We start from the raw sequence: 15,605 nt of genomic DNA, 5'->3' as shown, positions 1-15,605 counted from the left end.
CATTTTTTATGAGTGCGTTAACGTCGTTTCAATCAAATCTTATTGATTTTTATCCATTAATGGCAGCCAAACCTGAGCTTTGAGGCCACCTTGAGGGCGGTTAGACAGTTTTACTTTGCCATGATGACGGTCAACAATTCGCTTAATAATCGCCAGCCCTAAACCTGAGCCGACACTGCCGCGGGCAGAATCACCTTGAGTAAAGGGTTGAAATAACTGCTCAACCTTAGATTCATCAATGCCTGGGCCATTATCTTCAACGCTAAAACACACCGCATTACCCTGATGGTACGAACTGATTTTTATCCAGCCATTGCCGTAACGAAACGCATTTTCTACCAGGTTGCTCAGCACACGTTTAATCGCCACGCTATTCATGGCAATGTCGGGGCAGTTGCCCAGCGACAGCTCTATGGTTTCTTCGCGGTGAGATTCCTGTTGGCTAATTTCCTGGATTAAGCGGTTAATTTGATCTGGCTCGCGCACACCTTCACGATCGTTACGAATATAGGCAATAAATTGGTTAATAATCGCATCCATGTCTTCAATGTCGGTAACAATGCCTTCTTTTAAATATTGGTCTTCTTCGACCATCATTTCAGATGCTAAGCGAATGCGGGTTAGTGGCGTGCGTAGGTCGTGGGAGATACCGGCCATGAGTAAGGCACGGTCTTGCTCAAGCTGTTTCATGCTATGCGCCATTTGATTAAACGCATGGGTTACTTCAACAATTTCGGTAGAACCGCTTAATGGTAATGTGGGCGGGAAGTCGCCTTGAGACACCGCAACCGCGGCTTTTTGTAAGCGTTTTAATGGCCTGTTTTGCCTGCGAGCAAATAACCAGCCGCCAGCGACACTGAGCGCGCCAATCACCAATAAATACAAGGTTAATGGCGATAAGTCAGATTCGTTAATGCCGGTTAACGGCACTTTAATCCACAGCGTGGGGGCTTGAGGCGGCTTAATCCACACGTCGAGATTTTCACCCTGAGAAAAACGAACTTCAGCTTCGCCGCCCAAATAAACCGACATTTGTTCAGACAAAAAGCTGTAATAAGTGGCCTGGCTGAGTCCGGCCTCCTGGGCTTGTTTTTGGTTGTAAACCGTCATGCCATCGTCACGCACTTTGGCATTTAAGGCATCAACCATGGTGAGATGTTCGCGGCCAACATCCACGCCATCAACAAATAATAAGTTGATTTGGCGGGCAATCAGTTGGTTAATTTGCTCGTAACTGGGCTTGATAAAGTAAACGGCGACCGACCAATACGACACTAATTGATTGATCAGCAATAAGCTGCCAATCAACAATACCGTTTGGCTAAACGCGCTTCGAGGTAAGAAGCGTTGCCACCATTTTAACTTGAGTTCCATGACTTACTTACGCGTGGTGCCGTCGGGTACAAACACATAACCTAAACCCCAAACCGTTTGAATATAACGTGGGTTGGCGGCATCTTTTTCAATTAAACGGCGTAAGCGCGAAACCTGTACATCGATAGATCGCTCAAGGGCAGAGTAGTCACGGCCGCGAGCAAGGTTCATTAACTTGTCGCGCGATAATGGCTCACGAGGATGGTTAACCAGCACTTTTAATACGGCAAACTCACCGCTAGTCAGCGCAATGCTTTCATCACCATGAAACATCTCTCGCGTGGCTAAATTCAGTGAAAACTCACCAAACTCAATCATTTCTTCCTGCTGCGCAGGCGCACCTGGTACTTCAGTTGTTTGACGACGCATTACCGCTTTAATCCGTGCTAATAACTCACGTGGATTAAACGGTTTAGGTAAATAGTCATCAGCGCCAAGCTCTAAGCCAATAATACGGTCGACTTCATCGCCTTTGGCGGTGAGCATCACAATAGGAATTGGGTTTTCTTGCTGGCGTAAACGGCGACAAATCGATAAACCATCTTCACCGGGTAGCATCAAGTCGAGTACTAAAAGGTGAAAGTTTTCGCGCTCAAGTAATCGGTCCATTTGTTCAGCATTGGCTGCGCTACGTACTTGAAAGCCTTGTTCAAGCAAGTAACGTTCTAATAATGAACGTAATCTCATGTCGTCATCGACAACGAGGATCTTAGAGGTTTCTTGGCCCATGGAATATCCTTTTAACACTAAATTGATACCAGCAATGGCTCAGTATGAAGTGTAATCACTTGAATTTGAATAGCTGATTGCAGCAGAAATTGTAACTAAATAGCTGTAAATGCCGCTTTATTGTTTAAAAAGCAGCAAATGGTCTGTTATGTGGTCTTTGTCTTGGTCAAAAGATAAAGCCAGTTGTTGGCGCAAAGGGTGATAAATCATGAGAGGTAATGCGGATGTCAGTTGTGGGTGGCTATCAAAAAGAGGTTCACTAAATTCTTGCTGTCCTTCAAAGCGGCCCCATTGTAAATGGGTATTATGCGGATGAATGTGAGGGTCTTGATGTAAGTTCACATTCACTAAAACGTAATAACCGCTGCTGAGCAACACAACACTACTTAATGCTGGTGTTGATAATTGATGCCAGACGCCGAAGATAGATTGGTGCTTATAGGCATAATAGTCATGTTGTTCATCGCTAATGCTGTCTGCGTTAGTGTCGATAGTGAAGACTAACTTTTTTGATTCTACGCCAAGCGCGATATGCAGCTTGGGATGGGTAATTTGATACGCCACCAGGCCCAATAGCGGATTATTGCTATAACTGGCCATAAAGCGCACACCATTAGGCGCAATAGCGAGTCGGCCCCATTCGGCTACGCTTTTATGCGGCGTTAGGTGGTTGAGATTAATGTATAAATAGCTTAAATCACGGTTTAATTGCAGTAAGGTGATGTGCTCTGGGGTGTCGATAATCCAATTGCCAAATAACGCGTGCTGATTGTTCGAGGTGAATGTTTGCGCTGTCGCGTTGACGGGCACCACTAACGTTAGGAACATCATCAAAGACAGAATGCATAAGCGCAATGGTTTGTTAGCGGAATTGATGAGGCCAGTAAGCAACTGGGTTGTTAACGTGGTAAACATAATATCCCTTTATGTTTTTAGAGTGGGTAAATACCCAAACAACCTGAAGATGCTCGATTTCAGCAAGAGTTTACACGCGTTTAGGCAAGGCATTGATTGCGGGTAATGGTCGTTCCCTTTCCAAAATCAATAACGCAGCATAAACACGTGTAAAACTTGCCCTTTGGGAGTTTCACCGTGTTCCCACTACGTTGTTGCGCTAATTTATAAGGTACCTACATTACCGCATTAACGCGCCTAGTATTGAAAACACGGTGAAGCTCTGAAACACGGATCTTCAAGTTGATTGGGTATAGACCGAACTTCATACGGTAATTTAAATGAGCTTTAACCCTAGTCAACAATGTTGAATAAGCAAATAAAAAGCCCGCAGCATAGGCTAACGGGCTTTGTGTTCAACCAAATAATGATGACCGGTTAAGGTACTAAAGTCAGTAATGGTACTTGAGCAGCAACTTGAAAATCCAATGCCATGGTCACGCTTAATGCGGTAATCGTGATAATGGAAAATCCAAATACCTGCCGAGCCCAAGACTGCAAATTGATGTCGCGACGATAGCCTTTTAATGCCATGGCTAACCACCATAAACTCGTCGCAAAGGTGACCGCCATAAAGGCAATACCTGTGTAACCAGCTAAGGGAAGCAGTGCACTCACTAGCGCAAATACCGCGATGTACAACACGATATGCAATTTAGCTTTAGTCATGCCTTGGGCTACGGGTAGTACCGGAATATTGGCCGCGGCATAATCGTCAAAGCGAAAAATCGCAATCGCATATGAGTGAGGCATTTGCCATAGGCTAAACATTAGCAGCAAAATGACCGCGCCCATGTCCATTTGCCCGGTAACCGCGCAATAACCCACAACCGGTGGCACGGCTCCCGAAAAACTGCCAACTAAGGTGCCGTAAACCGAGTTGCGTTTCATGTATAGGCTGTACACGCCGACATAAACCACATAGCCAATGGCGGCAAATAACACCGCTAAACTATTAGTGAATATCGCCAGCATGGTAAAGCCGACAACACCCAGACCAATACCAAAGCTCAATACCGCTTGTACCGATATTTCACCGGTAACGGTCACTCGGTTTCGAGTACGCTTCATTTTGGCGTCGATGTCGCGATCAATGCAATTATTGATCGCACAACCCGACGCCACCACCAAAGACAAACCTATCATGGTGGCGAACATCAAGGTCAAATCAACATTACCTTGAGCCGCGAGTAAAAAGCCGCCCGCGACAGAAATTAAATTGCCCATGATGATGCCAGGCTTAGTGACCTGAACATATCCTCGTAAGCGTGAGGTTAATTGTGCTGACATAGATTGACCTTGATTATTCATGATAGCTGTCTAATTACATCATCAATTCGTTAGCTGCGTAGATAATCCACACAGACAAACCCACTACCATGACAATAATCAAGGCGGTGAATAAGAACGAGAATGTATTGATTCTGCCTTCTTTAGAAAAATCTAAATGGAGGAAGTATTTCAAGTGCACCACGATTTGCACTATCGCCGTTATCACCACAACCCAGAGTGTTGTCATGTGGTCAAACTGGTGTGTCATCACCGACCAAAATGGAATACCGGTTAAGACAACCGATAACACAAAGCCGACTAAATATGATTTAACGCTGGCAGAAAAGTCGCCTGCGCCGTGGCTTGCATGTGCATTGCTCATCACAAGACTCCTAACAAATAAACTACGGTAAACACACACACCCAAACGATGTCTAAGAAATGCCAAAACAAACTTAAACAACTCAGGCGAGTGATGCTGCGATTAGTTAAGCCTGTTTTAAGCACTTCAACCATCATGATCAGCATCCAAATTAAGCCCGCGGTAACATGTAAACCATGCATACCGACTAGGGCAAAAAATGCGGATAAAAACGCGCTGCGATCTGGGCCATTACCGTGTTCAATTAAATGATGGAACTCGTAAACTTCCATCGCGATAAACACACAACCCAACGCAAAGGTGATTAATAACCACGTTAATGTTGCGGCTTTCTTTTGGTGTCTTGCGCAAATCATGGCAAAGCCATAAGTAATACTACTGATCAGTAAGGCGGCAGTTTCGATAAGCACGAAGTCTAATTCGAAAATATCTTTGCCCGACACCCCACCATCGGTATTCATAAACAACACCGCATAAGTCGCAAACACAGAGGCGAACAAAATACAGTCGGTCATGAGATAAAGCCAAAAACCGAACAAGGTGTTACCGCTAGTGTCATGATGATCATCATGGTGTTGATCATTGTGCTCAGCAGAATGAGCTACGTGTAAATCTGCTTTAATAGCAATACTCATTATCGGCCCCTTGCTACGTTATCTAAGTGTGCATTTTCAATACGTGCGACTTCATCGGGTTGCACGTAATAGTCCACGTCATTGTCGTAAGCGCGCAGTAAAAACAACACAAACGTACCGCCAAAACCGACAATGGCTAACCACCAAATATGCCAAATCGCCGCAAAGCCCATGGCAGTAATACACGCAGCCATGGTAATACCGCTGGCAGTATTTTTAGGCATGTGAATTGGCTGATAGGTTTCACGACGTTGATAGGCAGTGCCTTTTTCTTTCATGTCGGTGAACGTATCAATGTCCGTTACGGGATCTAACTGGGCAAAGTTATAAAACTGTGGTGGTGAAGAGGTTGACCACTCAAGTGTACGGCCATTCCATGGATCGCCTGTGGTATCGAGGTTTTGCTCACGGTCGCGGAAGCTCACATACAATTGCACAAATTGTAAAATAATCCCCACAAGAATGATGAATGCGCCGACTACGGCAAAGTAAAGCCAGAAGTTCCACGCTGGGTTATCTGTGTGGTTAATACGACGTGTCATGCCCATAAAACCAAGCACGTACAACGGCATAAAGGCCAAATAGAAGCCAATTTGCCAGCACCAAAAAGATGCCTTGCCTAAACGTTCATTAAGCGTGAATCCCATCGCTTTAGGGAACCAGTAAGCAAACCCCGCCATATAGCCAAATACCGCACCACCAATAATGGTGTTATGGAAATGGGCGATTAAAAACAAGCTGTTATGCAACACATAATCGGCCCCTGGTAATGCTAACAATACCCCGGTCATGCCGCCGATGGTGAAGGTCACCATAAAGCCTAAGCCCCACAATACTGGCACGGTCAAACGTAAACGGCCGCGATAAATGGTAAATAGCCAGTTAAACAGTTTTACCCCAGTCGGCACCGCAATCACCATGGTCATTGCGCCGAAGAAGGCGTTAACATTCGCGCTTGAACCCATGGTAAAGAAATGGTGTAACCACACAATAAAGCCAAGTACAGAAATCGCACCCGTTGCCCACACCATTGAGGTGTAACCAAATAAACGCTTTGAAGTGAAGGTTGAAAACACTTCAGAGAAAATACCGAAAGCCGGTAATACCAAAATGTACACTTCAGGATGACCCCAAGCCCAAAATAGGTTGATGTACATCATGGCGTTACCGCCACCGTCGTTGGTAAAGAAGTGGAAATCTAAATAACGGTCTAAGGTCAGCATGCCTAACAAAGCCGTTAAAATTGGGAATGATGCAACGATTAACACGTTAGCCCAGGTACAAGCCCAAGTGAAAATAGGCATTTGCATCAGCTTCATACCAGGCGCACGCATTTTTAACACAGTGGCGATAAAGTTCACCCCGGTTAAGGTTGTCCCTATACCGGATATTTGCAAGGCCCAGATATAATAATCAACCCCCACCCCCGGACTGTAGGCCAGCTCTGACAATGGCGGATAAGCCACCCAACCGGTTTTAGCAAACTCACCGAGTCCTAGCGATATGTTAATTAACACCGCACCAGAGGTGGTTAGCCAAAAACTGAAATTGTTTAAGAATGGGAACGCGACATCGCGAGCACCAATTTGCAGCGGTACGACCAAGTTCATTAAACCAATCATAAATGGCATTGCCATAAAGATAATCATGATCACGCCATGGGCGGTGAAGATTTGGTCGTAATGTTCTGGTGGTAAATACCCCGCAGCGCCATTAGTGGCGAGCGCTTGCTGGGTTCGCATCATAATCGCGTCAGAGAAACCACGGATAAGCATCACCATCGCTAACACGATATACATGATGCCAAGTTTTTTATGGTCAACCGAGGTTAACCAGTCGTGCCACAGCACGCCCCATTTTTGATGCTTAGTGATTAAAGCTGCAATAATGACACCAATAATGGCGACAGCCGCGAGGGTCACCATAATAATGGGTTCGTGATACGGAATAGACTCGAGTGTTAATTTTCCAAGAAATGGCATGATTACTCCGCCTCCCCAGAAGCAGTTGAAGAATGCTCTGTGGTTGAGTGTGTAGGTGATGGATGTTCGGGATGTTTTTCAGCGTCCATGTCTTTCATATGCTGCATATGTTGAGTGTGATCCATACCAGACATTGATTTCATGTTGCCCATGTCGTGCATGCCTTCCATACCTTCCATACCTTCCATGTTGCCCATAGATTTCATGTTCGAGTCTGGATGCATATACTGCATTACAATGTAATTAAACATGCCGTGTTGTACTGAGCCGTAATATTGCACAGGGTTATTTTCGCTCTTTTCAGCGAGCTGCTTATATTGCTCAACATCCAAGGTGTGACCTTGTTGTTTTACCTTAGCAACCCAGGCATCAAAATCATCTGCTGTAGGTGTGGCAATGGCTTTAAATTTCATGCCGGTAAAACCTGCACCACTGTAGTTAGCAGAAATGCCGTCAAAAGTGCCAGGTTCATTCGCGATAAGGTGTAGCTTGGTTGTCATACCTGCCATTGAGTATATTTGGCTGCCCAACTGTGGAATGAAAAATGAATTCATCGCCGTGTCTGAAGTGATTTTGAAGTTAACCGGCACGTTGGCAGGGAAGGCCAATTCGTTAACCGAGGCAATGCCATATTCTGGATAGATAAATAACCACTTCCAGTCCAGCGACACTACTTCAACCGTGACGGGTTTTGCGTCATGTTTAAGCGGTTTATAGGGGTCTAAATCGTGTGTCGAATTCCAGGTGATAACACCCAAAATGATCACGATAATAATCGGTACTACCCACACCACTACTTCAATGGCGGTTGAGTGTGCCCATTTAGGCGCATAAATCTCCTGGTCGCGGCCGTCGCGGTATTTCCACGCAAAGTACAGCGTCATAAAAATGACCGGAATAACCACAATCAGCATCAGTAGCGTTGCCACTATAATGAGGTTTTTCTCATCGATGCCGATTTGACCTTTGGGATCCAGTACGCCGCCTTCACAACCGGCGAGCACAAATGCCAATGCCGCCAGTGCTGGTTTACTTAAATTTCGAATTAACAAAGGAAGATTCCTCTCACCTTAAAAGCTTACTACGCTGCCAATCCCATAAGGTTGTGACAGATTGAGAGCAACACGCAAACACAGCATTAACTGGCCTATAAACGGCAGTTGTTCACTTTGATGTCAAAGTGGGTGTCATAACGAGTTGTTGAGTATTGAGCTAAAACGAAAGTTAACGAGGAGGGGCGCGGCAACCGTGTGCCGTATAGTCTAACGACTTAGGAATAACAGGAGATAATGCACTGAGCGCATCGCTGAGTTCAAGCAGATTGCTAAATTTAGAATTGAGATGAAACAAACGCCAAAATTGTTCAATAACCATAGGGTTAAGCACAATTAAGCTGAGTAAGCCCGCACCCACAAACTCAGCCAATAGGCCGTCTGCAATCGCGATAAACTCACTGATATCAATAAAGTGACCAACCGAAATCGATAACGCATCGGCTAAAGGTTGCAGCAACAGTAATCCGAAACACAAAGTTAAATGTGCTTTACTCAATTTAGACAAGCTTGCTATGCGGCTTAGCGGCGTAACAAGTTTTTGGCAAAGAGTTGGATTCAAAAAACGTTTCCGCCTGAGCGTAAATGAAGTGGTTGTCGCATCAAAAACCATGCGAGTTGTTATACGGCAGGAGAATAACAAGAAGCAGCTATTAATTGAAAGTAGTTAAGGGCCGTAAAACAGCGTAAAGATTAAATAAACCTGAAATAGCACATTATTTATACTGTTTGTTTACATATTTAACCTGGCATTCATCATTTCAGGTCTTATTAAGCTTAAAATCGTGATCGACCGCACACAAAATATCCAGATAAACGTGAGCCATCTTAAAATGGATTTGGGCTGAGTCTATTAAAAAAGGCGCTACTTTTATCGGATATGATCAGTGAAAATATTGTACTGAAACATCGCTGCAAATGAGGCTTAATAAGGCGAAACATCGATTATTTTTACGACAGATTTTGACTTTAGACGGGCTGAACTATATTCTTTGTCGCTGCTTTGAGGTGCATACGTGTATTTAAAGCAAAATCTTGCATGAACTAAGCCGCATTTAGCTATACCCTCCCGTATTGGATTGCGACAATCCATCTGTAGTGGCTGTTTTGCTTTACCCCATATTTGATAGCATCTCGTTGCATGACGGATCAACATCTTAGAAACTGTTTGCGGTATTTTCAGTTTCGGATCAGCACGTACTATTGAAATAAATGACTGAATTTTAAACAGAGTGAATAACATGATACAAACCATGAAAAAAGAATGGTTCTCCAACATCCGCGGCGATCTATTAGCCGGTCTTGTGGTGGCACTGGCGTTAATTCCAGAGGCAATTGCCTTTTCGATTATTGCCGGTGTCGACCCTAAAGTGGGGCTATATGCTTCGTTCTGTATTGCGGTAGTGATTGCGTTTACCGGTGGCCGCCCAGGGATGATCTCTGCTGCAACGGGTGCAATGGCACTGTTAATGGTGACCTTAGTAAAAGAGCACGGCCTTGAATATTTATTGGCTGCCACCTTATTAACCGGTGTATTCCAGATTGCCGCAGGTTACTTAAAACTCGGTAACTTAATGCGCTTTGTATCGCGCTCGGTGGTGACCGGCTTTGTTAACGCCTTGGCGATTTTAATCTTTATGGCGCAAGTGCCAGAACTCATTGACGTGACTTGGCATGTGTACGCCATGACTGCCACAGGCCTTGGGATTATTTACTTATTCCCGCTTATCCCTGTTATCGGTAAATCATTGCCGTCACCGTTAGTGTGCATCGTGGGATTAACCATTTTTGCGGTATTTATGGGTGTCGATGTTCGTACTGTAGGCGACATGGGGCAGTTACCAGATACATTGCCTATCTTCTTGTGGCCAGAAGTGCCATTAACCCTTGAAACCTTAATGATCATCTTGCCTTATTCAGCAGGTCTTGCGGTGGTTGGTTTACTTGAATCAATGATGACAGCCACCATTGTTGATGACTTAACCGACACCCAAAGTGATAAAAACCGTGAGTGTAAAGGCCAAGGTATTGCCAACATTGGCGCTGGCTTAATGGGCGGTATGGCGGGTTGTGCGATGATTGGTCAATCAATTATCAACGTTAAATCAGGCGGCCGTGGCCGTTTATCAACGTTTGCAGCCGGTGTGTTTTTGCTGATTTTAATCGTATTCCTCGGCGAATGGTTAAAGCTTATCCCTATGGCAGCATTGGTTGCTGTGATGATCATGGTGTCTATCGGTACTTTCTCTTGGGATTCAATCCGTAACCTTAAACACCACCCAATGTCGACAAACCTTGTGATGGTGGCCACGGTTGTGGTGGTTGTTGCTACCCATAACCTGGCGATTGGGGTATTTGTAGGGGTGTTATTGGCTTCATTATTCTTTGCCAATAAAGTGGGCCGATTCATGGTGGTTAAAAGTTCAGAGATTACTGCTGAAACTGGCCGCCATTATCAAATCGTTGGCCAGGTGTTTTTTGCCTCGGCAGATAAGTTCAGCCAATCATTTGATTTTAAAGAAGTGGTAGATAAAGTGACTATCGACTTATCACTAGCGCATTTTTGGGATATCACCGCAGTATCGGCACTCGATAAAGTAGTAATTAAATTCCGTCGTGATGGCACCGAGGTTGATTTAATTGGCCTAAACGAAGCCAGTTCGACCATCGTTGATAAATTTGGGGTGCACGATAAACCTGAAGAAGTCGAAAAAATGATGTCTGGTCACTAACCCTGAGCAACACCACAAAAGGAGAACAATAATGACAAATGTGATTGCTTGTATCGACGGTTCAAAAGCAACCTTAGCCGTATGTGATGCCAGTGGATGGGCGGCTAAGCAATTAGATGCCCCTGTGACCTTGTTACATGTATTAGATAAGTCGGTGTATCCAACTCAGTTGAATTTATCTGGCAACATTGGTTTAGGAACGCGTGAGCATCTACTTGACGAAATGGTGGTGCTTGAAGGCCGCAGAAGCAAACTGGCACTCGAGCAAGGCAAATACATGCTCGAAGATGCTAAAACGCGTGTAACTGACCAACAATCTACAGTGTCAGTCGATACCTTACAGCGCCATGGCGACTTAATTGAAACCTTGTTAGAACAAGAGCCAAATGCACGTTTAGTGGTCATGGGACGTCAAGGTGAGCAACACCAGGACCAACCAATTGGTAGCCATATTGAGAGTGTTATCCGCACGCTTAAGCAACCTATTTTGGTTGTTATGGCAGAGTTTACAGCGCCTGAGCGTTTTATCTTTGCTTACGATGGCAGCGCCACCGCTAAAAAGGCCCTTGGCCGAGTTGCCGCCAGCCCTTTACTTAAAAGCTTAGCGTGTCACTTAGTGATGGTGTCAGACAATCAAACGACAGCCAGTGCCGAACTTGCAGCGGCAGCTGACACCTTAAGCAGTGCAGACTTTACGGTAAGTACAGCAGTGTGTCAGGGTGAAGTGCAAACCGCATTAGAAGCCTATCAAGTCGCCAATAATATCGACTTAATGGTAATGGGTGCTTACGGTCATTCACGTATTCGTGAGTTTTTTGTCGGTAGCAATACCACCAGAATGATCAGCAAAAGCAAAATCCCGTTATTACTGCTGCGTTAATCATAATGGATTAGCTGACAGCGAACGGTTATTAGCGGATTGCGATTAGCGAATAATGATTAGCTATGAACAAAGTGCTGATAGCTAAACCTTGATAGCGATAGTTAATAGTGTCAGTTGATAGCTAAAAGTTAAAAGTGCTAGCTAAAAAGCCACCCCGGCATTGTATGTCGGGGTGGCTTTTTGTTTATGGCTTCGTTATGGTTATTTAAGGCCTGCGGCCACTCACGTCGTAGCGCTTCGATGACTCCAGAGTATGAATCAATGTCACTTTGATTCTATTCAACTTTATTCAATTCGATTTAGTTAAATTCGACTTAGTTAAATTCGATTTCATTAAACCCGATTTCATAAAATTCGTCAGCATTAAATTCGTCCTCCCGGCAATGCTTTTGAGCCGGGATCCAGGTGTTTGTTTTACTTTTTCTGATGGCCTACGGCCACTAACGTCGTGGCGCTTCGCCCACACCAGACCAAGAGGAAACCAACGGCTGTTCCCTCTTGGAACTCCCAGCCGCCACATCAAAATTATCTGAAAAGCGATAATTTCGCGACGTGGTTGAATCAAGCTTTTGACCGTATTTCGGTGTTCTTCGGTCTTATTCGAAAATGCTAACGCTTCAGATGGGGCGTCCCTTCCCCTCTAAAGCTAGCCAGACATCCATGTCAGGACTCACGTCATTTTCTTCAACAGCCTCAAGTTCAGAGTTGAATTTGTACATTTTAAAATCAAAAAATTAACTCGGTTTGGCATCAAAGTTAGTAAGGAAGGTTAATCATGGCCAACCAACCTAATTGCTAATGCCTGAGTCTACTACGCCTAAGCGTTTTATCTTTGTTTTGGCTTTTTTCATGGCTATTCGCCCACATTGAGGCAGAGAGTTAAAGCCTATTCTTGTTTAAAATCAGAGATGATATGTTGTGTTAAATAAACGATTTAGCATTGAAATATTGGCGTATGGGTTTATTGTATAAAAATAAAGCGTATCATCAATAATGACGTAGTGATAAATGCAATCTATGAGTCGTAGGTGTTTGTTGCCTAAGATTTTTTAGCAGGTGATGTTGAGAGGCAAGCCTTAAGTAAACTGTGACATGCCATAAAATATCTTTAATTCACAATGGCCAACATTCTATGGAACATAAACGATATTTTTTATTGCTTTCAATCATCTTTGTTATTGAATTTATTGTTATTTCTATCAACCCTTATAATCGAGCTGATTGGGCGCTTGAGAATGTGTTAATTGTCTTCTCTGCCATCTTTGTGGTGTTCACCTATAAAAAATGCCCATTATCGCGGCTTTCTTATAGCCTGATATTTGTCTTTATGAGTTTGCATGAAATCGGCTCATATTATACTTATGCCAATGTTCCCTATGATGAATTTCTGCAGTCGTATTTTAATTTTAGCCTTAACGAATATATGGGTTGGGAGCGTAATAACTTTGATCGATTGATTCATTTCGCATACGGCTTTTTATTGGCATATCCAGTGAGAGATTTGTATTGCAAGATTGCTGACGTGAAAGGCTTTTGGAGTTATTTCACGCCGTTAAACCTGATAATGTCGACATCGATGTTATATGAGTTAGTAGAGTGGGGCGCCGCAGAGATATTTGGTGGCGAACTTGGCATGGCGTATTTAGGCACCCAGGGTGACATTTGGGATGCGCATAAGGATATGGCACTCGCTAGTCTAGGCGGATTTATAGCGATGGCGATAACACTGTTTATCCATTCACGTATTCAAAAAGACTTTCGAGAGCAATGGCGATTAAGCCTAACAGTAAAACATAACGGGGATTAAGCAAAGCTGAGGCAAGTTGAATTGTTATGGTTACCCAGACCTTGTATGACCTAAGGCCACAAACGAGCTAACGCAGTTGCGCTTCGCTGACTCCAGAGTTGGGTAAATGTTACTCAGCTCCACTTCAACTTCATTAAATTCGACTTCATTAAATTTGTCGTCCCGACGAGAAAATAGCTAACAAGCATCGTCAAAAACGAGTCAGTCTCTGGTGCCTCACTCTCACCAGAGAGTGAAGCAACATGATCTTAATGGCCACAAGCCATAAGATCATTGATGCTACAACTAAACCCTGTGCAATCCCACTGCCCATTAGGCTTCGCTATTCACCACCCTCGAACTGACTTTTTTGCGTGTTTGGCTGAGCGTGTAAACGCCGCTGACGACAACCAGTAGGCTGCCGAGTAGCGTCATGGTGTCTGGGGATTCACCGAATATGAATATGCCCAACGCCAAGGCAAATAATAAGCGGGTGTAGCGAAAGGGGGCGATGACCGAGACATCTCCAGCGCGCATGGCGATGGTGAGGGCGTTGTAGGCGGCAACACCAAAAATAATCGCACCGATGATTTGCAGTGATGCTGTGGTATTAAGTTGTGCTGGCTCATTTTGATATAACTGGATAGCGATACCTGCTGGGATTAATACAAAGAATCCGTAAACCCCAAGTTGCATGTTCGATAACACCGGCGGGGCTGCGCGGGTGGCTAAATCGCGGCCGGCAAAGCCTAATGTGGCGATGACTGCGAATAGTGAGTTAGCTTCAAACCCAGCGAGTCCTGGGCGGATAATCATTAACACCCCAATAAACCCTACAAGTACGGCAATCCATCTTTTAACCCCCACGTGTTCACCAAACAATAATGCTGCGCCTATCATGGCAATCAGTGGCGTGGCTTGTAATATTGCCGAGGCGCTTGAGAGTGGTGTGAGAGTGATGGCTAACGCAAAGGTGAAGCGGCCAGTCACTTCGCAGACTGCACGGATTAAAATCGGCGCAGTGAGTATGGCCGGATGGAGTATTTTTTGACCTTTACGCCATGTTAGCAGCATAAAAATCAGCATGCCGCCGAGGCCAAACAATGCCAGGATTTGGCCTAAAGAAGTGGTTTCGGCTGCGGACTTAATCAGCATGTCTTCAATGGCAAAAGCGGCCATTGCAAAAACCATGTAGAGACTGCCTTTCGTGTTGTTCAATATGACACCTATTGGGAATGCAAAGCGATTAACGCAACGTGATAAACACAGCTACCTTGAGTAATGTGTGAGTGAAAAAGGCTTGATACATACGTTAACTGGTTGATTATTATTAGCTATCGATTAGGCAACACTAAATCACTTTTAGGCTTTGGTATAGGTAATTTTATTAATGTACCAGGTTTTATTGCCTTGAGGCGTGCTGACGACGGCTTCGTCGTCGACTTCTTTTTTGAGTAACGCGCGCGCCATGGGTGAGTCGATAGAGATGTAATCTTTGCGTTCGTCGTAGATTTCTTCTGGGCCGACAATTTTAAAGGTTTTAATGTCGCCAGCATCGTTTTCGATTTCGACAACGGCACCAAAAAACACTTTGCCTTCTTGTTCTGGCGCGTAATAAACGATTTTAAGCTCGGGTAACAGCTTGCGTAAGTAGCGCACTCTACGGTCTATTTGCCTTAATAAACGCTTGTTGAAGGTGTATTAGTACCACTGCAAAATATATACTAAATCATTTATAAGTACTCGAAGAAAAATAAATAACTAATTATTTTTATAACTTTGACATTATAAGAACCATTAACTATATAACTTATAGTATGAATT

The 15,605-nt window shown here is 44.2% G+C and carries 13 protein-coding genes and 1 pseudogene; 3 read left to right on the top strand and 11 right to left on the bottom strand.

Going from position 1 to position 15,605, the window contains the following annotated elements; translation table 11 throughout:
* Positions 1–39: 39 nt before the first annotated feature.
* From envZ to AC19MX_RS12175, 9 genes are all read right to left on the bottom strand, one after another.
* Complete coding sequence (envZ, locus tag AC19MX_RS12215) at positions 40–1,374, bottom strand: two-component system sensor histidine kinase EnvZ (protein WP_498298349.1); 1,335 nt, start codon at positions 1,372–1,374, stop codon at positions 40–42.
* A gap of 3 nt (positions 1,375–1,377) precedes the next feature.
* Entirely contained in the window at positions 1,378–2,103 is a 726-nt protein-coding gene (gene ompR, locus AC19MX_RS12210) for an osmolarity response regulator transcription factor OmpR (protein ID WP_432400709.1), read from the bottom strand.
* Between the two features lie 117 nt (positions 2,104–2,220).
* Positions 2,221–3,018, bottom strand: coding sequence for a hypothetical protein (locus tag AC19MX_RS12205; RefSeq protein ID WP_498298347.1), 798 nt, complete (start codon positions 3,016–3,018; stop codon positions 2,221–2,223).
* 417 nt (positions 3,019–3,435) lie between these two features.
* A complete protein-coding gene (gene cyoE, locus AC19MX_RS12200) occupies positions 3,436–4,368 on the bottom strand; it encodes a heme o synthase (RefSeq protein WP_432400705.1) in 933 nt (310 codons plus the stop codon).
* Positions 4,369–4,381: 13 nt separating this feature from the next.
* Positions 4,382–4,711, bottom strand: coding sequence for a cytochrome o ubiquinol oxidase subunit IV (gene cyoD / locus AC19MX_RS12195; protein ID WP_498298345.1), 330 nt, complete (start codon positions 4,709–4,711; stop codon positions 4,382–4,384).
* Positions 4,711–5,346: a cytochrome o ubiquinol oxidase subunit III gene (gene cyoC / locus AC19MX_RS12190; RefSeq protein ID WP_498298343.1), complete on the bottom strand. Its 636-nt coding sequence runs from the start codon at positions 5,344–5,346 to the stop codon at positions 4,711–4,713. Before cyoC ends, cyoD begins: the two co-directional genes overlap by 1 nt.
* The gene (gene cyoB / locus AC19MX_RS12185; RefSeq protein ID WP_432400699.1) at positions 5,346–7,328 is read right to left on the bottom strand and encodes a cytochrome o ubiquinol oxidase subunit I; all 1,983 of its coding nucleotides are present in this window, start codon (positions 7,326–7,328) and stop codon (positions 5,346–5,348) included. Before cyoB ends, cyoC begins: the two co-directional genes overlap by 1 nt.
* A gap of 2 nt (positions 7,329–7,330) precedes the next feature.
* Complete coding sequence (gene cyoA / locus AC19MX_RS12180) at positions 7,331–8,380, bottom strand: ubiquinol oxidase subunit II (protein ID WP_498298341.1); 1,050 nt, start codon at positions 8,378–8,380, stop codon at positions 7,331–7,333.
* Positions 8,381–8,552: 172 nt separating this feature from the next.
* Entirely contained in the window at positions 8,553–8,942 is a 390-nt protein-coding gene (locus AC19MX_RS12175) for a hypothetical protein (protein ID WP_229785805.1), read from the bottom strand.
* Positions 8,943–9,621: 679 nt separating this feature from the next.
* Here AC19MX_RS12175 and AC19MX_RS12170 point away from each other — a divergent pair.
* From AC19MX_RS12170 to AC19MX_RS12160, 3 genes are all read left to right on the top strand, one after another.
* Positions 9,622–11,112: a SulP family inorganic anion transporter gene (locus AC19MX_RS12170; RefSeq protein WP_432400694.1), complete on the top strand. Its 1,491-nt coding sequence runs from the start codon at positions 9,622–9,624 to the stop codon at positions 11,110–11,112.
* Between the two features lie 31 nt (positions 11,113–11,143).
* Complete coding sequence (locus AC19MX_RS12165; RefSeq protein WP_498298339.1) at positions 11,144–11,992, top strand: universal stress protein; 849 nt, start codon at positions 11,144–11,146, stop codon at positions 11,990–11,992.
* A gap of 1,135 nt (positions 11,993–13,127) precedes the next feature.
* Entirely contained in the window at positions 13,128–13,802 is a 675-nt protein-coding gene (locus AC19MX_RS12160; RefSeq protein WP_498298337.1) for a DUF2238 domain-containing protein, read from the top strand.
* Between the two features lie 312 nt (positions 13,803–14,114).
* Here the strand turns inward: AC19MX_RS12160 and AC19MX_RS12155 are convergent, their stop codons facing one another.
* On the bottom strand, positions 14,115–14,999 hold the full coding sequence (locus AC19MX_RS12155; protein WP_432400686.1) for a DMT family transporter: 885 nt from the start codon (positions 14,997–14,999) through the stop codon (positions 14,115–14,117).
* Positions 15,000–15,143: 144 nt separating this feature from the next.
* Positions 15,144–15,482, bottom strand: a pseudogene (locus AC19MX_RS12150) (GreA/GreB family elongation factor); the annotation flags it as partial.
* Positions 15,483–15,605 lie beyond the last annotated feature (123 nt).

This window comes from Shewanella sp. MF05956 (genome assembly GCF_059758055.1).
Note: the sequence above shows the minus strand (reverse complement) of the source record. Positions and strands in the feature narration are given on the sequence as shown.